Genomic DNA, 19537 nt, shown 5'->3' on the forward strand with positions numbered 1-19537 from the left:
CTTTTGAAGCGCGCCAGTGAAACAAACTCAACGGAAGGAAACCCAAATGACCATGAAAAAGAACTTCTCCCAACTGCTGGCAGCCACCGCAATCGTGATGGCATCCCTGACAAGTGCGCCTGCTGCAATGGCCCATGGTGCAGCCGAGCCTGCTCACGGCGGCGTGGTGCAAACCGCCTCCGACCTGTCGTTCGAGTTGGTCGCCACCGCTGACGGCGCGGCAATCTACATCGTGGACCACGACGAGGATGCGGACGCATCCAAGTTTGGCGGCAAGGTCACCGTGCTGAACGGCACTGAAAAGGCAGAGGCGCCCCTGAAATCTGCAGGCGGCAACAAGCTGGAGGCCAAGGGCGTGAAGTTGGTCAAGGGCACAAAGGTGGTTGCGCTGATCACGACCAACAGCAAAAAGACCGTCACTGTACGATTCACGGTGAAGTAAGGCCCATGGCGCGCGGCTCTCTGTCCTTGCCTGCACTGCGAGGCGGTCTGCTGGCCTTGCTGGCCGCAGCCTTGTTTGGCATCAGCACCCCGCTGGTTCAACGGCTGGGTGCTGGGCTGGGGGCGTTCACGACGGCTGCGCTGCTGTATGCAGGGGCGGCTGTCGTTGGTGCCTTGTCCCTGCGGACCGCTGCCCACGAGGCAAGGTTGCAAAGATCCGACGCCTGGCGCCTCATCGGCATGGCGGGGTTTGGCGCTGCCCTAGGTCCTGTCGCCCTGTCCTGGGGTCTGCAACACACGAGTGGCGCCAGCGCGTCGCTCATGCTCACGCTGGAAGCGCTGTTCACAGCCACTCTGGCGTGGTGGTTGTATAGCGAGACCATGGACCGCCGTGTGTGGGCAGCCATGCTTCTTTTGCTGGCCGGTGGCATGGCTTTGGTCATGGACCAGGGCCTGCAGGGCGGCACGCAGCTGCTCGGTCTGCTTGCCGTGCTACTGGCGACGGTGGCCTGGGGCGTGGACAACACCCTGTCCCGGGGACTGGCCGAGCGCGATCCCAGCCAGGTCGTAATGGCAAAGGCCTCGCTGGGAGCCGCTGCGACAGCATGTCTTGCCATGGCGTGGGGCGAGCCTTTGCCCACCCTGACGGCAGCTCTAGGGCTCTTTGCCGTGGGGGCCACGGGGTATGGCTTGAGTCTTCGGTTCTACCTTCTAGCGCAGCGGGCTTTTGGGGCGGCGCGGACTGGCTCCGTGTTCGCCTTTGCACCTTTCATCGGTGCGGCTGTAGCGTTCGGCTTCGGTGAACGGTCTGCGGGGTGGCTGATGCTGCTCGGTGGTCTTCTGATGCTTGCGGGGGTGCTGCTGCATTTGGCTGAAAGTCACGGGCATGAACATGCGCATGACCCGCTGGAGCATGAGCATGCCCACCGTCACGACGATGGACACCATACGCACTCCCATGACGTGATGCCCACTGGGAGCCATAGCCATGTGCACTTTCACGAGCCGGTGACTCATGCCCATCCCCACGCGCCCGATGTGCACCATCAGCACAGGCATTGACTCATTGAGCGGTACCGAGACAGCGGCTAAGGAAATTTCATGATGAAAAAATCAATGCTCTTGTCAGCTGCTGCGCTGACATTCCTTGCGATCTCCGGCTGCAGCACACCTGTCTACGAGGACCGGTACGCTTGGTCCGAAGGCTGGAGGGTCGGCAAAGTTACCAAATTAATCCAAGCGGACGAATTCTTGAAGGTGAGCGGCTCTCGCTGCCGGCAAATGGAGCTCGGCCCCACCGACCAGATTGCAGTCATCCGATGGCGGGAAGTCACCCGAACCCGTGGGCACTTCGCCAGAGTTGACGCGGGCTCCGGCATGGCCGTGGGCGATGAGGTTTACTTCAACGCGTGGAAGTGTGACCAACCTCCAATAGTGCCGAAGGCCCCGCGTGGGGCCAAGGCGGGGCAAACGCCGTAGAGACTGACGAGGAGCCTCAACGAGACGGACTCTTTCTGACCGTGCCTGCGTACACCACACTGCCCGCATCGCGATACTGCAATTCCTCCCCCACGCGCACCACGTCAAAGCAGACGGGCGAGACCTTGCTGACCTCGGGCAGCAGCAGGCAGAGTTGGTTGTTCTGCGTGCTCCAGCGTCCGGCGCGTGTGCGGCCGTTTTCTGAACGCTCTAGGCGGCCGTCCAGGAAATAGTCATGCCCCCAATGGCGTCCGTCGGTGACATGGTGCCCGCCCAGCGTGGCGCGGATCTGCGCGGTGGTCAGTTTCGTTTCCGGGGGCGCCGCGCAGGCCAACGGAGCAAGCGTCATGCACAGGAAATGCGCTCACAACGCCTTGGTAAAGCGGCTGAGCCACCGCCTAGCACCCGCCGTCATGCGGCCATACTCGGGGGCCAATTGTGGGTTTCTGCCTAGCAGGACTTACACCAAGCATGGAGCGCGTTGTACATCACCATGCCATGCCCTAGCATCTCAAGGTCATCGCTGAAGGTCTTGCACAGGCCAAGCGACAGCGCCTAGAGGCCCGCAGACTGCGGCGCCAGGTCCAGCCTGGATGTGTCTGCGCCCCGCACGATCACGGTCAGTTGCTGTAGGGCGGGATCGGTGAGTTCGTACTTCTTGAGAAAGGCGTCAAAGCTGCACAGGTCACCGTCGTGGGTCAATTCGACGCCGCGCACGTCGTAGGGGATCGCTCCCGTGTCCTGGGCCACCTGAAGCACCGAGGCTGTAGGCTTATAGAGGAATTCCGGCTCTTTGTCGATGAACCGGGCAATCAGCCAGGGGCAGGCAATGCGGTCGATCTTGGGCCGCTCGCGGGTGACCCATTTCATGCGGCACCTCCTTGCGTTTCCAGAGGCAGGGCAGCGGCTTGCCAGGCCTCGATGCCGCCCACGTGGTAGCGCGCGTTCATGCCGCGTGCCCGCAGCGCCAGGAACGTAGAGCGGCCAATGTCCTTGCCGCGCAAGCAATACAGCCGCACAGGTTTCGTGGCGTCCAGTTCCTGGCTCCACTCCAACACGCGCGACGGATCGCGCGAGGACACTCCGGCAATGACCTGCGGGCTCTGCAGATAGTCCTCCTCAAGTCGCAAGTCAAACGCACCTGCCGCACCGGCCAGCGCAGAGCCTGTGTCGATGCCAAATGCCAACGCATCCGCCTCGACAGCAGCGCCTTAGCGCTTGTAGACCTTGTCCCACTGGATTTCGCCATGTAGGCATCCACATAGGCGCCCGCCTTGGCCCCGAAGTCCAGTTGGTACGCATGCTCGTACATGTCCAGCGCCAGTACGGGCGTTGCGCCGGCCAGGAGGTGCGTGTGGGTCGGCCGCCCAGTGGTTGATGAGGCGGCTCTCGCGGGAGGACCAGGACAGCAAGGCCCATCCCGATCCGCCCCCCATGGCCTTGGCCAGCCCAGTGAACTGGCTGCGCCAAGCGTCCACGGAGCCAAAGTCACGCGTGAGCGCAATGGACAACCCGCAGGAAGGCAATACACCGTTGCCCCCCAGATTGTCGAAATACTGCTCGTGCAGGAATGCTGAATTTGCGGCGATCAACTCCCCGCGCTTGAGGCCATTGATGGTGAAAGTTGCAGCATTGCTCCAGTCCAACGCTGCGAGTTCGTTGCGTATGGCATTCAGGCGCTTGACCGCACCCGAGTAGTTGTTTTCGTGGTGGCTGGTGATTAGACGGTTCGAAAAGCCAGAGAGTTGATCGGGGTTCAGCGTCAGCGGACGGATTTGGTAGTTCATGGGGTTCTCCGTCAAATGGTCAGGGTTGGACGTGGGCCACAAGCGGATACACGGCCAGACCCATCAAGGCAGCGGCAAGCAACACCACAGGCGCGGGCAGCTTCTTGAACCGCCACAGGACGGCAGCGGTGGCAAGAAACAGCGCAGCTGTGGGTAAATCCACAACGGATCGCTGGCCCAACACCACCACCGCACCGGCAATGGCGCCCACGGCAGCAGCAGTCACTTCGTCAACGAACGCCAGCACACCAGGATGTTTGCCATGCTTCTCGAAGTACGGCGCGGGAATCACGGTGAGCAAGTAGCAGGGCATAAAGGTTGCCAACGCCGCGACGACCGCGCCCCAGAAGCCGCTGATGAGGAAGCCGATAAATCCTGTCGTGATAACCACCGGGCCGGGGGTGATCATGGCCACGGCCACGGCGTCCACGAACTGGCGATCCGTGAGCCATGCGTACTCCTTAACCACGGGAGTGGTACTGCACTTGGCGGAAGGCCATGGTCACGAGCACACACACGAAGTGCTTGAGCATGAGCATGCCCACCGGCACGACGATGGGCACCATTCACATGTGCACGATGTGATGCCAAAGGGCAGCCACAGTCACAAGCACACCCATGAACCTATGACCCACGCCCATCCCCATGCTCCTGACGTGCACCATCAACACGTTCACTGAACCCCCGGTATTTTTTTGTCTGCTCCCCCGAGGTCACTTGACCGTCAGGTCGGCGACCAGGCGAGCCTTGTAAGCCCTTTCCCGAATTGCATCCTCGCCGTCAGTCGCCCATACAAACGTGCTCTTCCATGCCCAAACCGTTCCATCGATCCGAAGAAATCGTAGGTCACCAGCTTTACCATCCACGGTTGCGACTTGACGCTCTCCTTCGAAATCCAAGGTGAACGTATGCGTTCCTGGCTTCAACTTGAAGCGCACCATCGTGTTGGGGAGAGTCTCGGCGGCCATTGCGTTATCCGCGCTGATCTTCACAAACCGCCCGCCATCTCCCCAGTTGCGCCGTACGACGTAGACGGTGAGCGCATTCGGATCGGGAGTAAAGCGCTTCGCCTGAGCGTCGGCATTCAGGCTGGGGGCGGGTACCCGAGTGCACGCGACTACTCTGCCCTTACTGGTCTTGTAGCAGTATGGCGCTTCGGCGGAGGGATCGGCCCCAGTAGAGGTAGCACAACCCGCCAGCAGGCTAGCTGCCAGCACAGAGCTGAGGATCACGGAGAGGCGGCGGGTGCCTGAATATGCAGGTATTTTTGTCATGGATCTGTTTTTTTGCTGTGGAGGTTGTTGCGTATTGCCTGAAGCTTCATCAGCGACCCCGGTACCGTCACCCACGGTCTGCCTCCTTGGATTGCATATGGCGGTGCCGCGATTTCGGTGTTTTTCGGTGTTTGAAACGCATTGCCTGTCGATCCCTCAGTCTCTTGGCCAAGCGTCGGCTGTACTTGACTCTCACCGCCATTGGCGGGTGGCGTTTGAGCCAGATACGCCGCAGCCTCCAAAACACAAACACGGAGGTCAACAAGCCGATCCAAATCCAGAACAGCTTGGCAAAGAGCGCGACCTGTGCAGCCTGCATTGACATGGATCGCTCCTTTTTTGGCCTCCAGCACAGGCATGTTGCCGATGGGCGGTCCGAACTCGCCGATATGTAGTCAGCTGCTTTGACGTGAACGGACTGCGGAAAGTGGGATCACTTCTGGAAGCGTTGCGAAGGCAATCCCCCCAGCCGGCCTTCGTGTACTACTTCAGCGTGAAGCGGACGGAGGCAATCGACTTGCCAGCCTTCGAGACGGCGACGACGACTTTGGTACCGGCGGGGACTTTGAAGCTGCCCGTGGCTTCCAGCTTGCCGTCACCGGCTTGGAGCTGGACATCCTGTTTCTCGCTGCCTGCCAGCAGCGTGACCTTGGCGGTCATTCCCGCAACGGCAACGGGCTTTCCATGGTCGCGCATATAGAGCTGCAGCTTGTCGGCGCTGGCAACGAATTCGTACTCGACCTCCTTGGCTTCTGCGACAGCACCACCGTGCATCGGCTTTAGGTCGTGGCCGTGATTGTCCGCAGCGAAGGCTGCGCCCGAGATCGACACAGACAGGGCGAGAATGAGTTGGGAAAGTTTCATGACAGTTCCTTTGGGGGTGGAGAAAAGGGACGGCCCCACGATCAGCGAGCGGGACCGTTTCAACTACGCGGACGCGGACACGTCTGGGGGATGCGAGGGCTCAGCGGACACGTCCTCATCTTCCTCATCGGGCCGGTGGGCCAGACGGTAAAGAATCGGCAGCACGAGAAGCGTGAGCAGCGTGGACGAGAGAATTCCGCCGATCACCACGGTGGCCAGGGGACGCTGGACTTCAGCGCCGGTGCCTGTCGCAATGGCCATTGGAATGAAGCCCAGCGAGGCCACCAGGGCAGTCATCAGAACCGGCCGTAGCCGGGTGAGCGCGCCGTCACGGATTGCTTCGTCAAGACCAACGCCGCCTTCCCTCAAGCTGCGGATGTACGAAATCATCACCAGACCATTGAGCACGGCCACCCCAGAAAGCGCGATGAAGCCGACAGCCGCAGAGATAGACATCGGAATGTCGCGAAGCCAAAGCGCCAGGATGCCCCCCGTCAAAGCGAATGGGATGCCAGTGAAGACCAGCAGACCATCCTTGACGTTGCCGAACATAGCGAACAGCAGCACGAAAACCAGCAGCAGGGACACCGGCACGACGATCTGCAGGCGCTGCGTGGCCGACTGCAAGTTCTCGAAGGTTCCGCCCCAGCTCGTCCAATAGCCGGTAGGAATCTTGATCTGGGCCAGGCCTTTCTCAGCCTCTGCGACGAAAGAGCCCACATCGCGCCCGCGCACGTTGGTGCTCACGACGATGCGGCGCTTGCCGTTTTCTCGGCTCACCTGGTTGGGGCCAGGAGCAAGCTCGAATGTTGCTACCTCGCCCAGCGGGATGAAGTTCGTTTTGGCCTCTGTCCCATTGGCAGAACGCGGCAGCGGGATAGGAAGGCGCTTCATCCCTTCGAGATCGTTGCGCAGGGATTCAGGCAGACGAACCAGGATGTCGAATCTGCGGTCGCCCTCGAACATAGTGCCGGCCTCGCGTCCACCGATAGCGGTGGCCACGGTGTCTTGAATGTCGGCAACGTTCAGACCATAGCGAGCAGCCTTCTGGCGGTCGATGTTCACGGTGAGCATCGGAAGCCCCGTCGTCTGCTCAACCTTCACCTCAGAGGAGCCCTGAATCTTCTGCAGCATTGCGGAGACTTCTTCTGCGGACTTGTTCAGGACATCCATGTCGTCACCGAAGATCTTCACGGCTACGTCACTGCGCACCCCGGAGATCAGCTCGTTAAAGCGCAGCTGAATGGGCTGGGAGAACTCATAGTTGTTGCCCGGGATTTTCCCGATGACTTCCTGAATCGCCGCGAGTAATTCGTCGCGGGTTTTTCGAGGTTCGGGCCATTCGGCCATTGGCTTGAGCATGATGTACCCGTCCGAAATGTTCGGCGGCATGGGGTCCGAGGCAATCTCCGCAGTACCGGTTCTGGCGAAGATGCGCTCGATCTCGGGGAATTTCTCTTTCAAGGTCCTTTCAATTTGCTGCTGCATTTGGACTGACTGGGAAAGGCTGGTGCCTGGGATGCGCAGCGCCTGGATCGCAAAGTCGCCTTCATTGAGATTGGGTACAAACTCGCTGCCCATACGCGTGGCGATCAACCCGCACAAGATCACCGCAACTGCAGCTGCGGTCAGTACGACCGCCTTGGCGGCCATGACACGGTCGAGCAGTGGACCATACAAGCGCTTGGCATGGCCCAGCAGGAAGTTTTCCTTCTCGCTGACCCGATTGCCGATGAACAGGGCCACCGCTGCGGGGATGAATGTCACCGACAGAACCATGGCGCCCAGCAGTGCCGCGACCACCGTGAATGCCATGGGGTGGAACATCTTCCCTTCAACGCCTGTCAGCGCGAAGATGGGCAGGTACACCACCATGATGATGAGCTGTCCGAACAGCAATGGACGCCTTGACTCCTGGGATGCCAAAAACACCTCATGGAAGCGCTCAGCCCGCGTCAGTGGCCGACCGTGGTGCGCTTGTGCATGGGCAAGTCTCCGTACGCAGTTCTCAACGATCACCACCGCTCCGTCGATGATGATGCCGAAGTCCAACGCTCCCAGGCTCATTAGGTTGGCGCTCACCTTGTACTGAACCATACCCGTGAAGGTAAAAAGCATCGACAAGGGGATGACCATTGCCGTGATGATGGCGGCACGGATGTTGCCCAGAAAGAGGAACAGGATCACGATCACCAGAACCGCGCCTTCCAGCAGGTTCTTCTTCACCGTACTGATGGCTTTGTCAACAAGCACGGTACGGTCGTAGACAGTCACCGCGTGCACCCCCTCTGGGAGGCTCTTGTTGACTTCCAACATCTTCTTGTCCACCGCCTGCGAGACAGTCCGGCTGTTCTCGCCGATCAGCATGAACACCGTGCCGAGGACCACTTCGCGTCCGTTGTCTGTTGCAGCACCTGTGCGCAGTTCCCGGCCAATGCCAACTTCTGCCACGTCGCGAACGCGCACAGGAACACCGTTGGCGCTGCTGAGGATCACGTTACCGATGTCTTCCAGCGACTTCACCTGACCAGGTGCACGAATCAGATACTGCTCGCCACGCTTTTCGATATAGCCCGCGCCCACATTGCCGTTGTTGCGGTCCAGCGCAGTGACCACATCCTGCAGTGTCACGCCCAGAGAAGCCAGGCGTTCAGGGATGGGCGCGATCTGGTATTCCTTGGCAAAGCCGCCAATGGAATTGATCTCGGTCACGCCAGGAACATTTCGCAGCTGTGGCTTGATGATCCAGTCCTGAATCTCGCGCAGGTCTGTTGCGGTATAGGGTGAGCCATCGGGCTTCTTCGCCCCGTCCTTGGTTTCGACAGTCCAGAGATAGATTTCGCCCAGCCCGGTCGAGATGGGCCCCAGCGCTGGCGTGATGCCGGCAGGCAGCTTGTCGCGCGCCTCCTGGATACGCTCGTTGACGAGCTGCCGAGCAAAATAGATGTCGGTTCCGTCTTTAAAAATGACGGTCACCTGCGACAGACCGTACCGCGAAAGCGACCTGGTCTGCTCCAGGTTTGGCAGGCCAGCCATGACCGTCTCAATGGGGTATGTAACCCGCTGCTCAGTCTCCAAAGGCGAGTAGCCTGCGGCCTGTGTGTTGATCTGAACCTGGACGTTCGTGATGTCAGGGACCGCATCGATAGGCAGCTTTTGGTAGCTGATGACGCCAAGCGCCGCCATGCCCAGGGCCGCTAGAAGCACCAACCATCGCTGCTCGATCGAGAATCGAATGAGTTTTTCAAACATGTATGCGCTCCGCGATCAGTGCGTGTGTTCGGCAGATCCCTTGCCGAGTTCAGACTTCACGACGAAGCTGCCGGTCGAGGCGTAGGGCATACCGGCTTTGAGACCCGAGAGGACTTCGACCCGCTTGCCATCGCTTCGGCCCAGCTTCACGGGTTGAGCGATAAAGCCTCCATCAACCTTGAGGAAGACCACCGGCTTTTCCCCGACGTTTTGGACGGCGTCGGCCGAGATGGTTACAGGCGCTGCCGTTTCTTCGGACACCACCTCAACATTGACAAACAGGCCGGGGCGCCAAGCGCCCTTGGGGTTGTCAAGAACCACGCGGGCTTTTGCCGTGCGGGTTTGCTCGCCAATGAGCGCTCCTACAAAAGCGACAGTGCCTGTAGCGGAGGCGTCAAAGGCGGTGGCCTTGATCGTGACCTTTTCGCCCACACGAACCGATGGCAGATCTTTCGCCGGAACATTGATCTCAGCCCACACCTGGGAAAGGTCCGAGATGGTGAAAACCGCAGCATCTTCCTTCACGGCTTCGCCGAGACTAAGGTGCTTCTCGATGACAATGCCATCAAAGGGCGCTCGCAACTCGATACGGTTCAGTCCTGCTACCGACGAGGCGGACAGGCCCATCGCGCTCAGTTTCTGATTGGCGTTGGCTACTGCGACCTCTGCTTCGCTCAAGGCCTGCTTGGCCTGCAGGTAGTCCTGCTCGGCAGACACCTTCTGCTCCCACAGTTTTTTTTCTCGCTCGTAGGTGGTCTTTGCCAGCGATAAGCGCTTTTGGGCCGTCTGCAGCTCGCTGCGTTGCTCGGAAGCAGTCGGGCTCGCGATCACCGCCAAAACTTGCCCTTTCTTGACCACTTGGCCCAAGCTGGCATTGACGCTTTCCACGACTCCCGCAAGCCGGGGAACAACGTGAGACGTGCGATCTTCGTTCAAGCGTATCTCCCCGGGAAGGAGCAACGCCGTCTTGATGTTGGCTTTCACAGCAGCGTCCAGGCTGATGGATGCAGCCTTTATCTGGGCATCGGTCAGTTCGATCTTTCCTTCTTCCTTGCTCATCACGAACATGAAAGGCTCTGTGGCAGTCTGCGCAATGATCTCGATGTCGAAAGCATGGGGTTCAGCAACGATCTCTCGGCTGACAAGACTGTCTTTTTCAGCGGCAAACGTCAGTTTCTGCTTTTCATCTGTCGGGCGGGTCACAGTTGCCGTGACCGTTGCAGCATTCAGGGGCAGCGGTTTATCTTTGTCGGACAGCCAGATTCGCAGTCGAGGCTCGCCACCGTCTTCAGACAACAATGCTTCCAAGCTGAAGTCGCCTTCCTTGAACACGGTACCGCCATGTGGTCCCTTGGCTTCGCTCTTTTCATGGTGTTCACCATCGGCATGCCCCTTGTCATCGTCGTGGCCCTTTTCGCTACCCTTGCCATGGTGCTCGCCGTCGCCGTGTCCCTTGGCCTCGGTATGGCCGCCGTGACCGTGGCCATCGTCCTCGGTGGCTGCGGCTTTGGGCTTGCCGCCACCTTGCAAGATGAAGGTTCCCGCGCCGCCCCCTATTGCGAGGACTACTGCAATGGCGATCAGGTGTTTTTTACTGATGGTGGATTTGCTGGAGTTCGTGTTCATGGTCATGCTCAGTGTTGCGTTGCGATCAGGCCGGGAACCATGCTGGCCCCGAGCAGGCGGTCGATATCAGCCGCTGCACGGTGTGCTTCGCCAAGGGCTTTGAGGTACTGGGATTTGGCTGTGAAGTAAGTGCGTTGGGCATCGAGCACTTCCAGGAAATTGAACTTACCGTTCTCGAACCCAATGGTGGCGGCGTCATAGGCCGACTTCGCACCGGGCAGAACTTCCTGCTGCAGTGACTGAACCTCTGCGGTGATCGTGGAAAGGCGCTCTCGTGCCTGCGCCACTTCGCTGTGCAGGCGCACGGTGGCTGCTTGCAGCTCATCGCGGGCCTTGTCCTCAAGTTTCAGCGCCTCCAGGAGGTTGCCTTGGTTGCGGTCGAAGACGGGAAGAGGCACAGAGACCCCGAAAAGAAGGACGTTGCGCTGCGTTTCGTTGCTGCGCTGCATGCCGACGCTGACGGTGACATCGGGCACGCGCTTGCTTTGCTCCAGGGCGGTCAATGCCTTGCGCCGATCCACCTCGATTCGCGCAAGTACCACGCCTGGCGCAGAAGAAATCAAGGGCTGGAGATCGGCGAGGCTCGGGACCGAGGGCAGTTTCTCGGCCTTGCCCTCCAGCACGGTGTAAGGCGCATCGATCTGTCCCAACAGCGCGAACAGGCGGGACAGAGCATTGCGTTGTTCGCTCGCGGCCTGGGCGAGTTCGACGCGAACGCCGGCTTCTGCAACCCGGGCCTTGGACTCTTCCACAGGGGATACTTTGCCAGCGGCTACACGCTTTGAGACGGTATCCGTTGAGGATTTGGCCAGCGCTGCGCTGTCTCTGGCCAGTACCAATCGTTCCTGCGCAGTCAGAACATCAAAGTAAGCGGCAGCGACATTGGCCCGCACGGTGGCTTGCAGCTCGGCGAGTTGGGCTTGTGCTTGCTCGCGCGTTTTTTCGGCCGCCTTAGTGCGTGCCGCACGCTTTCCACCCAGTTCTACGGGAAGATTGAGTTGCCAGCTTTGCGTACGTGTTTTGGAGCGTGTGTCTTCCAGCGAGTACGCGAGCTCTGGATTGGGGCGCGAGCGTCCTTGAAGAACCTGTCCTTCGGTTGCCTCCCATTGGCGCTTTGCCGCAGCCACCTCCGGATTTCCCTCCAGGGCCAGTTCGATGGCCTTGGCCAGCGACAAAGGCTCAGCTGCGGCCGCTGCAGCAGACTGAGGTGCTCGTTCGCCAACGGCTGGCCCTGGTGGCAGGCCCTGGGAAAAGGCACCGCCCGAGGCGCTCAGCCATATAGCTGCGGCGCCTGCCGCGAGCTTGATCTTTCTACCGCCGCGCCATGCGTGCGGCATCTCTTGAAGGTAAGTACCCTTGAACATCCGATTCTCCAGTGATTTCAAAACACGAGGGAATCGGCGGACTGGCAACCGTGCAGCTGCCTGGCAACTCGTCAGTCACTCCAGCTGCAACACACGCAACTGCTTCGGCCGCGATGGCGGACAAGACTGAAAAAGAAAAGTGAGATGCCCCCGCCGATCAGGCGAGGACGGACCACTGAGGGCGGTCTGGGGGCGTGGGGGTTACAGCCAGCAGGCGCTTGCCTGAAGGAGGCTCCACGCGGCTTTCATGGATGAAGACTGGCTTTGCATCTGACCAGTTCAAGGCCCCGATACCCGCGCCATGACAGACTGAGCAGTCAACATCAAATGCATCGGCTCCCTGGCTGGACTTTTCGGCCTGACCAGTCCCGCCTTTGGCTTCATGCTTGTGTTCGTGATGCCCAAGGTGCTGCGACTGCGCGGTTGAGCTCTCATGCATGCAATAAGCAGCCACCGCAGACCAGCTGAACTGGAACGGAAGCAATGCAAGCATAAAAACAGCGATCAAGCGGCGCATTTTTGAAGTCTAGCATGCGTCATGAAGGGCGTACTGAGGCTTGGATGGCCGCTGAAGGGCACTGGGTTGGGAAATCAGCGAGCGCCGCCGTTCATGTCCAGAAGCGCCTTCTTTTCAGCTGCCGACATGTTGAGAAATTCCTGTTGGACCTGCTCACGCGTCTTTGTTGAGCCTGTTGCTTTGACTGGCAGCGCACCCCCGCGCGAAAGGACTGCCAGCGTGCCATCCTTGCGCGCTACTTCGACAGCCTGAAGCACATCGCCACGGGACATTGCGCTTTGCATGTGGTCGGGATGTGTGGTCATGCCCACTTCGCCACCAGCAGGATGGTACAGCGACGAGGCAGATGAAAATCCTGGAGCCGCAATTGTGAAGGCGATCAGAGTGAGGGCGAGGGGTTTGCGAACAGTCATGGTGTTGTCCCTTGATATCAGTTAGCCCTCGGCGATCTGCCGGGACTATGCCTTTCGACACGGAGACACTGTAAAAATCCGCGCGCGACACGGCGCCAACAGCCAGATTACAAATTTGTAAACTACCAACTGGCCGCATTCTTCGAGAATGGCGGCATGAAAATTCTGCTCATCGAAGACGAAGTCAAGCTGGCCGAGTACCTGCGCAAGGGCCTGGGAGAGGCTGGCTACGTGGTGGACGTTGCGCACAACGGGGTAGATGGCCTTCACATGGCTCTGGAAGGCGTGCACGATCTGCTGGTCTTGGACGCGATGCTCCCAGGGATCGACGGCTTCAGCCTTTTAACGGCCTTTCGCAAGACCAAGCAGACTCCGGTCTTGATGTTGACAGCAAGGGTCCGCGTCGAGGATCGGGTATTGGGACTCAAGACGGGTGCCGACGACTATCTGGTCAAGCCCTTTGCGTTTTCCGAACTGAGCGCCCGCATCCAGGTGCTGCTGCGGCGGACCCATGGCGCGCGGGATGCCGCAGAGCCCACGCAACTGCGGTTGGGCGACCTGGAATTAGACCTGGTACGGCGCAAAGCGTCCCGGTGTGGCCAGCGCTTGGAGTTGACTGCGAAGGAGTTTCTGCTGCTGACTCTGTTTCTGAGAAGAAAAGGCGAAGTGCTTTCTCGCACTGAGATCGCTGAACAGGTGTGGGACATGAACTTCGACAGCGATACCAGCGTGGTGGAGGTCGCGATCCGGCGCCTCCGTACCAAGATCGATGTGCCGTTTGACACTACGCTGCTCCATACTATTCGCGGCATGGGATACGTGATGGAGGACCGCAACGGATGAAGGAGCTGGCCCAACATCGCTCATTGCGCCAGCGGTTGTCTTGGTGGCTGGCGCTGCAGAGCTTTGCCGGACTCGGGGTGGTCTGTCTGGCGGTGTATCTGGTGACCGAGTTCAACTTTCGTGATCGGCAAGAGGAAACGCTGGCGCAAAAGGAAAACGTCATTCGGCACTTGCTAGTGGATGGCAAGGAGCATGGGGATTCGGAAGACCTTGCGCACAAACTCGATGACTTCCTTGTTGGGCACGGAGATCTGTCGCTCGAAGTCGCGCGGGCGGACGGGATTGTTCTCTACGCCCACACCCGCAACCAGAATGCGAAGACGGTATGGCGCCAACGGCAGTTCGAAGTAGCACAGACTACGGACCAGACTCCCTCAAAGAACTTGCGCGTTCAGCTGTCGCTGGATATCCAAACCGACAACCAGTTGTTGCACCGACTTGCTCTTACCTTGCTGGTCGCAGCCATCGGTGGGGCCGTCGTTGTATCGCTAGGCGGATTCTCCCTGGTCAACTTGGGCCTGGCGCCCGTCCGAAGACTGGCCAGTCAGACGCGCGCAGTGTCGGCTGACAATCTGCATCAACGTCTCGACAGCGCCGAGCAGCCCCTTGAGCTCGTGCCTTTGATCGACCAGTTCAACGCGCTCCTTGCTCGCATTGAGAAGGCCTATTCCCAGATGGAAGGCTTCAATGCGGACGTGGCGCATGAGTTGTGCACGCCTTTGGCCACGCTCATTGCCAACAATGAACTGGCTTTGCTGCGCCCTGAGCAGGCGGATATTCGCGAGGTGCTGGCGTCCAATTTGGAGGAGCTGCACCGCCTGACGGGCATCGTCAATGACATGCTGTTCCTGTCCCAGGCGGATCGGGGTGTGGGAGCACGTCGGGCCCCCGTTGCGACTCTTGCATCAGTGGCTGCTGACGTACTGGATTACCACGAAGCGGCACTGGCCGAGGCTGGTCTCACCGCTAAGGTGGTCGGCGATGCGCATGGCGCTTTCGACGTGCCGTTGTTGCGCCGGGCCCTGTCGAACTTGCTCGGCAACGCCACCCGATACGCGAACCCTGGCTCAATCGTCCAAGTCAACCTCAGAACTATCGATGAGGGCCGTGTGTTGATCAGTGTCACCAACTACGGCAGCACTATCGATCCCGAGCTACTCCCGCAGCTGTTTGACCGATTCTTCCGTGCAGATCCGGCTCGTAGTCATGGGCAGAGTAACCATGGCCTTGGGTTGGCCATAGTAGGAGCTATTGCACGCATGCACCAGGGAAAGCCCTTTGCATCGTCAGAAAACGGGGTAACGAATGTGGGAATCGAAATCCCCCCGAATTGATGTTGTTTTTCGACGGGGTGGGGTCGATCCTGTGCCCCTGCGACTGAGTACGGACCGTTAAGAAATCCGATTTACCCAGGACAAAGCAGCCATATTCTTTTTTGCTGCTTGACTTTAAAGCTACTTGAAGGGTTCCAATTGGGCTATGAAATCAGAAACAAGCACACCTCCCACCACTGTTGACACCTGCTGCTCCTCGGGCTGTTCCAGTACCGCAGCAGTGGTCCCTGCAGCCACAAGCAGCCCGGGCCAGGGCAAGCTGTTCCGAATCGCCACCATGGACTGCAGTGCCGAAGAGTCGGAGATCCGGCGGGCTCTGGAACCGCTTGAGGGAATCCGCTCGTTGGGTTTCCAGCTCGGCGCGCGCACGCTGAAGATCGATGCGGAGGATCGCGCCTTGCCCCTTGCGCTCGATGCCATCCGCAAGGCGGGTTTCGATCCACAGCCCGTGGTCACTGCGGCAAACACCCAGGGTAGCCTAGGCCGGGTGTTTCGCATTGCGACCATGGACTGCAGCGCCGAGGAGGCGGAGATTCGCCGAGCGCTGGAGCCTCTGGATGGGATCCGCTCTCTGGGCTTTCAGCTCGGCGCGCGGACGCTCAAGATCGATGCCAACGAAGGCACCTACCCGTTGGCACTCGACGCCATGCGCAAAGCGGGCTTCGATCCGCAGCCAGTTCCAGGCGCCAATGGCTCCGAGGGCGGACAGGCGGGCGAACCAGCCGAAGGCGACGACCATGGACATGGTTTTGCAGGCGGCATCTCCCGGCTGGTAGCCGCGCTGGTGTTCGCCACAGGCGCTGAGGTACTTTCGTTCTTCGCGCCCGACCATATGGCCTGGAAAGTGGCCGGCATGGCGATTGCCGCTCTGGCTATCTGGCTGGCCGGCATCGACACCTACAAAAAAGGCATTGCGGCGCTGCTGCGCGGCAAGCTGAACATCAATGCGCTGATGTCGGTGGCCGTCACCGGCGCATTCCTCATTGGTCAGTGGCCAGAAGCCGCGATGGTGATGGCTTTGTACGCGATTGCGGAGCTCATCGAAGCCAAGGCAGTGGACCGGGCCCGAAACGCTATCAAGGGCTTGCTGGAACTGGCGCCCGAAGAGGCTTTGGTACTGGGCACCAACGGAGCATGGACCGCTACACCGGTGGCTTCGGTCGCCATCGGAGCGACCGTGCGCATCAAGCCGGGCGAACGCGTGCCGCTGGACGGTAAGGTGACCAAGGGCAATGGCGCCATCAACCAGGCCCCCGTGACTGGCGAGAGCATCCCCGTGGACAAGGCACCTGGCGACCAGGTGTTCGCCGGCACGATCAACGAGACTGGTGAGCTGGAGTTCGAGGTCACAGCCCTGTCGAGCAACACCACCCTGGCCAGGATCATCCAGGCCGTTGAGCAGGCGCAGGGCACGCGCGCTCCGACGCAGCGCTTTGTGGATCGGTTCGCCTCCATCTACACCCCCGCAGTCTTCGCCATTGCCGTGGCGGTGGCGGTCCTCACTCCTTTCCTGATGGGCCTTACCTGGCTGGAGGCGCTCTACAAGGCCCTGGTCCTGCTGGTGATCGCCTGCCCATGCGCTCTGGTCATTTCCACGCCGGTCACGGTGGTCAGCGGATTGGCCGCAGGAGCGCGCCGTGGGATCTTGATCAAGGGCGGAACCTACTTGGAAGATGCCCGGCTTCTGAAGGCGGTGGCGCTGGACAAGACCGGCACCATCACCGAAGGCAAACCCAAGCTGGTGAAGTGGCAGGTGTGGGGTGCCGGTAACGAGGTAGCAGTCCAGCAAATGGCTGCCAGCCTGGCGGCTCGCTCCGATCACCCGGTTTCAAAGGCGATTGTCCAGGGCTTGGACGTAAAGGACCCAGAAGCAGAAAGCTTCAAGGCCTTGCCTGGGCGCGGTGTCGAAGGCATGGTCAATGGTATGCGCTTGATGCTGGGCAATCACCGTTTGATCCATGAGCAAGGACTGTGTGGTCCGGAGCTGGAGGCGGAGCTGGTCATCCACGAAAAGCAAGGCCGCACGGTAACCCTCCTGGCTGACGATTCGGGCGTCCTGGCGCTGTTCGCGGTAGCGGACACCATCCGTGAGACATCGAAACAGGCCATCGTCGATCTCAAGGCACTGGGTGTGACCTCGGTGATGCTGACCGGCGACAACACGGCCACCGCAAAAGCCATCGCGGCGCAGGCCGGCATTGATGACGCCCGTGGAGATCTGCTGCCCGAAGCCAAGCTCGATGCCATCAAGGAAATGCAAAAGCGCTATGGCGCTACCGGCATGACCGGCGACGGCATCAACGATGCGCCGGCGCTGGCGCAGGCCGACATCGGTTTTGCCATGGGTGCAGCGGGAACTGACACGGCCATGGAAGCCGCCGATGTAGTCATCATGAACGATGACCTGCAGCGCGTCGCCGAGACAGTGCGTCTATCCAAGCGCACCCACGCCATTCTCTGGCAGAACATCACCCTGGCACTGGGCATCAAAAGCGTCTTCCTGGTGATGGCTGTCGTTGGCACGGCCACTATGTGGATGGCGGTCTTCGCGGACATGGGGGCCAGCTTGCTGGTGGTGGGCAATGGCCTGCGCCTTCTTCGAAGGGTACGAGGGTAGCCAGACCGCATAGTTGGCTGAACATGCTCACTTCCACGAGCTAGTTTCGGCGCTATGAGCCGACCGCCTTGGCTCTTGAGCGGAAGCGTTGGCCACACAAAAAAACCAAGACTTCATACTATCCACTGAAATACGCACCAAAATGACAACGGCCATTTCGGGAAGTCTGTTGCGGGAGGTCGCCCGTTTGTTCACACAATCGCAAAGTAGGTCAGTGGAACGCAACAGCAAGATGAACAGCCAATGCAATCTGCTCGCCGAACTGGAGCGCTCCGGGACGCTTGCGATGACTGAACTGGGCAGGCGGGTTGGACGCGAAAAAAGTTGGGTGTCGCGTTCTGTTGACGCACTTGCGACCCGTGGTCTGGTCGTCAAGGAGCCCAATCCCGCCGATTCCCGGAAATGGTTGGTCACGCTCACCGACGAAGGGTTTCAGTCAGTCAATCATTGGAATGCTGCCCTGGATGACCACGCAGTGCAATTGCTTGCCTGCCTGAGTGAGCGGGATCGTGCCGCAGTCGAGAAATCCCTTCTGTTGTTGTTGACGGCCCTGAGAGAAGACCAATCAGTCTACTGACTGATTCCTTCAATCAAGGATTTCGGATGCAAGCCGCCACCCCTGACCGATGCTGGCGCCTTTTGGACTGCGTACCTCGATGGTCGAGCCAGGGTGTGTGATTTTGGAGCGTGCCACTCATCACGGCCATTGGGGCGAATCGCATTTCCCGAGCCGCCACTCGCCATGCAAATAGGAGTGGATTTAGCCGGCTTATATTTCAATAATTGGTGTATTATTGAGAAATGAATGAGCCTGAAGTTGTCCGCTCGCTTGCAGCGCTTGCTCAAGAGGTACGCCTCCGTGTCTTCCGCGCACTCGTCGTGGCAGGCAAGGATGGTCTCACCCCTGGCGCAATCTCCGAGCAGCTGGGAGTAGCCTCCAACACCCTGTCGTTTCACCTCAAAGAGTTGGCCCATGCTGGCCTGGTGAGCCAGGAGCGCCACGGGCGCAACCTGGTGTATCGCGCCTCGTACCAGACCATGAACGGTCTGCTGGCCTACCTGACAGAAAACTGTTGCCAGGGTGCGCTATGCCTCACTGAAGAGGCCGCCTCCTGCAACTGCTGAGGGTTCCCTGTAGGGCAATCCATGCCCCAAGCGCCTGTGCGCTCAGCCCAGATTCACCTATCTCACCACCATTGACCCTGGAGTTCACCATGAGCGCAACCCCACAACCCTTGAAAGTTCTCTTTCTTTGCACACACAACTCGGCGCGCAGCATCCTGGCCGAAGCGCTGCTCAATGACATGGGTGCCGGTCGGTTCAAGGCCTACTCCGCTGGGAGCAGCCCACGCGACAACCAGCAGCCCAACCCCCTCGGACTGCAGGTGCTGCAAAAAGCAGGCATTTCCACCGAAGGCCTGCGCAGCAAGAGCTGGGATGAGTTCGCCACGCCCGACGCGCCCCAGATGGACCTGATCATCACGGTGTGCGACAACGCGGCGGGCGAGGTCTGCCCCATCTGGCTAGGCCACCCCGCCACAGCGCACTGGGGCTATGCAGACCCCAGCGAGGGCGACGGCACGGACGAGCAGCAACTTGAAGCCTTCCGCCAGACGCTGCACGCCATGAAGCGTCGGCTCGAACTGCTGGTTAGCCTTCCCGAAGACAAGCTGGCCAAGGCGGTGCTTCAGACCACCGCTCGCCAACTGGTCACAAACTGAGAAAC

The 19537-nt window shown here is 60.0% G+C and carries 17 protein-coding genes and 4 pseudogenes; 9 read left to right on the forward strand and 12 right to left on the reverse strand.

Going from position 1 to position 19537, the window contains the following annotated elements; genetic code table 11:
* The first annotated feature begins 46 nt into the window (after positions 1-46).
* Entirely contained in the window at positions 47-442 is a 396-nt protein-coding gene (locus C8C93_RS23935) for a hypothetical protein (RefSeq protein ID WP_369801407.1), read from the forward strand.
* A 5-nt stretch (positions 443-447) separates the two neighbouring features.
* On the forward strand, positions 448-1503 hold the full coding sequence (locus C8C93_RS23940; protein ID WP_015013010.1) for a DMT family transporter: 1056 nt from the start codon (positions 448-450) through the stop codon (positions 1501-1503).
* A 433-nt stretch (positions 1504-1936) separates the two neighbouring features.
* Here the strand turns inward: C8C93_RS23940 and C8C93_RS23950 are convergent, their stop codons facing one another.
* From C8C93_RS23950 to C8C93_RS23965, 5 genes and pseudogenes are all read right to left on the reverse strand, one after another.
* Positions 1937-2269 (reverse strand): hypothetical protein, encoded by a 333-nt coding sequence (locus tag C8C93_RS23950; RefSeq protein ID WP_015013008.1) that lies wholly within the window; start codon positions 2267-2269, stop codon positions 1937-1939.
* A gap of 101 nt (positions 2270-2370) precedes the next feature.
* Positions 2371-2790 (reverse strand): annotated as a pseudogene (locus C8C93_RS23955) (chromate resistance protein ChrB domain-containing protein).
* Positions 2787-3107 (reverse strand): rhodanese-like domain-containing protein, encoded by a 321-nt coding sequence (locus tag C8C93_RS25515; RefSeq protein ID WP_051022504.1) that lies wholly within the window; start codon positions 3105-3107, stop codon positions 2787-2789. The pseudogene C8C93_RS23955 and the gene C8C93_RS25515 overlap by 4 nt, the downstream one beginning before the upstream one ends.
* 231 nt (positions 3108-3338) lie before the next feature.
* Positions 3339-3707, reverse strand: a pseudogene (locus tag C8C93_RS25695) (superoxide dismutase); the annotation flags it as partial.
* A 19-nt stretch (positions 3708-3726) separates the two neighbouring features.
* Positions 3727-4176 (reverse strand): annotated as a pseudogene (locus C8C93_RS23965) (chromate transporter); the annotation flags it as partial.
* A 1-nt stretch (position 4177) separates the two neighbouring features.
* Here C8C93_RS23965 and C8C93_RS25525 point away from each other — a divergent pair.
* A pseudogene (locus tag C8C93_RS25525) lies at positions 4178-4387 on the forward strand (EamA/RhaT family transporter); the annotation flags it as partial.
* Positions 4388-4420: 33 nt separating this feature from the next.
* Here C8C93_RS25525 and C8C93_RS23975 read toward each other — a convergent pair.
* The 7 genes from C8C93_RS23975 to C8C93_RS24010 all read right to left on the reverse strand — a co-directional run bounded on the left by C8C93_RS23975 (position 4421) and on the right by C8C93_RS24010 (position 13017).
* Positions 4421-5056: a hypothetical protein gene (locus tag C8C93_RS23975; RefSeq protein ID WP_233559556.1), complete on the reverse strand. Its 636-nt coding sequence runs from the start codon at positions 5054-5056 to the stop codon at positions 4421-4423.
* Between the two features lie 408 nt (positions 5057-5464).
* A complete protein-coding gene (locus tag C8C93_RS23985; RefSeq protein WP_063459322.1) occupies positions 5465-5845 on the reverse strand; it encodes a hypothetical protein in 381 nt (126 codons plus the stop codon).
* A 63-nt stretch (positions 5846-5908) separates the two neighbouring features.
* On the reverse strand, positions 5909-9097 hold the full coding sequence (locus C8C93_RS23990) for a CusA/CzcA family heavy metal efflux RND transporter (RefSeq protein ID WP_063459323.1): 3189 nt from the start codon (positions 9095-9097) through the stop codon (positions 5909-5911).
* Positions 9098-9112: 15 nt separating this feature from the next.
* Positions 9113-10729 (reverse strand): efflux RND transporter periplasmic adaptor subunit, encoded by a 1617-nt coding sequence (locus tag C8C93_RS23995; RefSeq protein WP_082836284.1) that lies wholly within the window; start codon positions 10727-10729, stop codon positions 9113-9115.
* A 2-nt stretch (positions 10730-10731) separates the two neighbouring features.
* The gene (locus C8C93_RS24000; RefSeq protein ID WP_082836285.1) at positions 10732-12087 is read right to left on the reverse strand and encodes a TolC family protein; all 1356 of its coding nucleotides are present in this window, start codon (positions 12085-12087) and stop codon (positions 10732-10734) included.
* 157 nt (positions 12088-12244) lie between these two features.
* Positions 12245-12604, reverse strand: coding sequence for a cation efflux protein, CzcI family (gene czcI, locus C8C93_RS24005; protein WP_082836286.1), 360 nt, complete (start codon positions 12602-12604; stop codon positions 12245-12247).
* A gap of 74 nt (positions 12605-12678) precedes the next feature.
* Entirely contained in the window at positions 12679-13017 is a 339-nt protein-coding gene (locus C8C93_RS24010; RefSeq protein ID WP_069103149.1) for a DUF4148 domain-containing protein, read from the reverse strand.
* A gap of 156 nt (positions 13018-13173) precedes the next feature.
* On the opposite strand from C8C93_RS24010, the gene C8C93_RS24015 reads away from it, so the two are divergent.
* The 6 genes from C8C93_RS24015 to C8C93_RS24040 all read left to right on the forward strand — a co-directional run bounded on the left by C8C93_RS24015 (position 13174) and on the right by C8C93_RS24040 (position 19532).
* On the forward strand, positions 13174-13860 hold the full coding sequence (locus tag C8C93_RS24015; RefSeq protein WP_063459324.1) for a heavy metal response regulator transcription factor: 687 nt from the start codon (positions 13174-13176) through the stop codon (positions 13858-13860).
* Entirely contained in the window at positions 13857-15194 is a 1338-nt protein-coding gene (locus C8C93_RS24020) for a heavy metal sensor histidine kinase (RefSeq protein ID WP_082836287.1), read from the forward strand. The genes C8C93_RS24015 and C8C93_RS24020 overlap by 4 nt, the downstream gene beginning before the upstream one ends.
* A gap of 220 nt (positions 15195-15414) precedes the next feature.
* Positions 15415-17811: a heavy metal translocating P-type ATPase gene (locus C8C93_RS24025; RefSeq protein ID WP_255424298.1), complete on the forward strand. Its 2397-nt coding sequence runs from the start codon at positions 15415-15417 to the stop codon at positions 17809-17811.
* A 142-nt stretch (positions 17812-17953) separates the two neighbouring features.
* Positions 17954-18388 (forward strand): MarR family winged helix-turn-helix transcriptional regulator, encoded by a 435-nt coding sequence (locus C8C93_RS24030; RefSeq protein WP_024815622.1) that lies wholly within the window; start codon positions 17954-17956, stop codon positions 18386-18388.
* A 224-nt stretch (positions 18389-18612) separates the two neighbouring features.
* Positions 18613-18936: a helix-turn-helix transcriptional regulator gene (locus C8C93_RS24035; RefSeq protein ID WP_063459325.1), complete on the forward strand. Its 324-nt coding sequence runs from the start codon at positions 18613-18615 to the stop codon at positions 18934-18936.
* Between the two features lie 89 nt (positions 18937-19025).
* Positions 19026-19532 carry an arsenate reductase ArsC gene (locus C8C93_RS24040; protein ID WP_063459417.1) on the forward strand — a complete coding sequence of 169 codons (507 nt, stop codon included), beginning with the start codon at positions 19026-19028 and terminating at the stop codon, positions 19530-19532.
* Positions 19533-19537 lie beyond the last annotated feature (5 nt).

Source organism: Acidovorax sp. 93, from assembly GCF_003633835.1.
GTDB lineage: Bacteria > Pseudomonadota > Gammaproteobacteria > Burkholderiales > Burkholderiaceae_C > Acidovorax > Acidovorax facilis.

Coding starts and splice junctions, on each gene's coding strand:
- C8C93_RS24040 (WP_063459417.1), top strand. CDS start 19,026: ATGAGCGCAACCCCACAACCCTTGAAAGTTCTCTTTCTTTGCACACAC.
- C8C93_RS24035 (WP_063459325.1), top strand. CDS start 18,613: ATGAATGAGCCTGAAGTTGTCCGCTCGCTTGCAGCGCTTGCTCAAGAG.
- C8C93_RS24010 (WP_069103149.1), bottom strand. CDS start 13,017: ATGACTGTTCGCAAACCCCTCGCCCTCACTCTGATCGCCTTCACAATT.
- C8C93_RS24000 (WP_082836285.1), bottom strand. CDS start 12,087: ATGTTCAAGGGTACTTACCTTCAAGAGATGCCGCACGCATGGCGCGGC.
- czcI (WP_082836286.1), bottom strand. CDS start 12,604: ATGCGCCGCTTGATCGCTGTTTTTATGCTTGCATTGCTTCCGTTCCAG.
- C8C93_RS23990 (WP_063459323.1), bottom strand. CDS start 9,097: ATGTTTGAAAAACTCATTCGATTCTCGATCGAGCAGCGATGGTTGGTG.
- C8C93_RS23950 (WP_015013008.1), bottom strand. CDS start 2,269: ATGACGCTTGCTCCGTTGGCCTGCGCGGCGCCCCCGGAAACGAAACTG.
- C8C93_RS23985 (WP_063459322.1), bottom strand. CDS start 5,845: ATGAAACTTTCCCAACTCATTCTCGCCCTGTCTGTGTCGATCTCGGGC.
- C8C93_RS23995 (WP_082836284.1), bottom strand. CDS start 10,729: ATGACCATGAACACGAACTCCAGCAAATCCACCATCAGTAAAAAACAC.
- C8C93_RS24015 (WP_063459324.1), top strand. CDS start 13,174: ATGAAAATTCTGCTCATCGAAGACGAAGTCAAGCTGGCCGAGTACCTG.
- C8C93_RS24030 (WP_024815622.1), top strand. CDS start 17,954: ATGACAACGGCCATTTCGGGAAGTCTGTTGCGGGAGGTCGCCCGTTTG.
- C8C93_RS24020 (WP_082836287.1), top strand. CDS start 13,857: ATGAAGGAGCTGGCCCAACATCGCTCATTGCGCCAGCGGTTGTCTTGG.
- C8C93_RS23940 (WP_015013010.1), top strand. CDS start 448: ATGGCGCGCGGCTCTCTGTCCTTGCCTGCACTGCGAGGCGGTCTGCTG.
- C8C93_RS23935 (WP_369801407.1), top strand. CDS start 47: ATGACCATGAAAAAGAACTTCTCCCAACTGCTGGCAGCCACCGCAATC.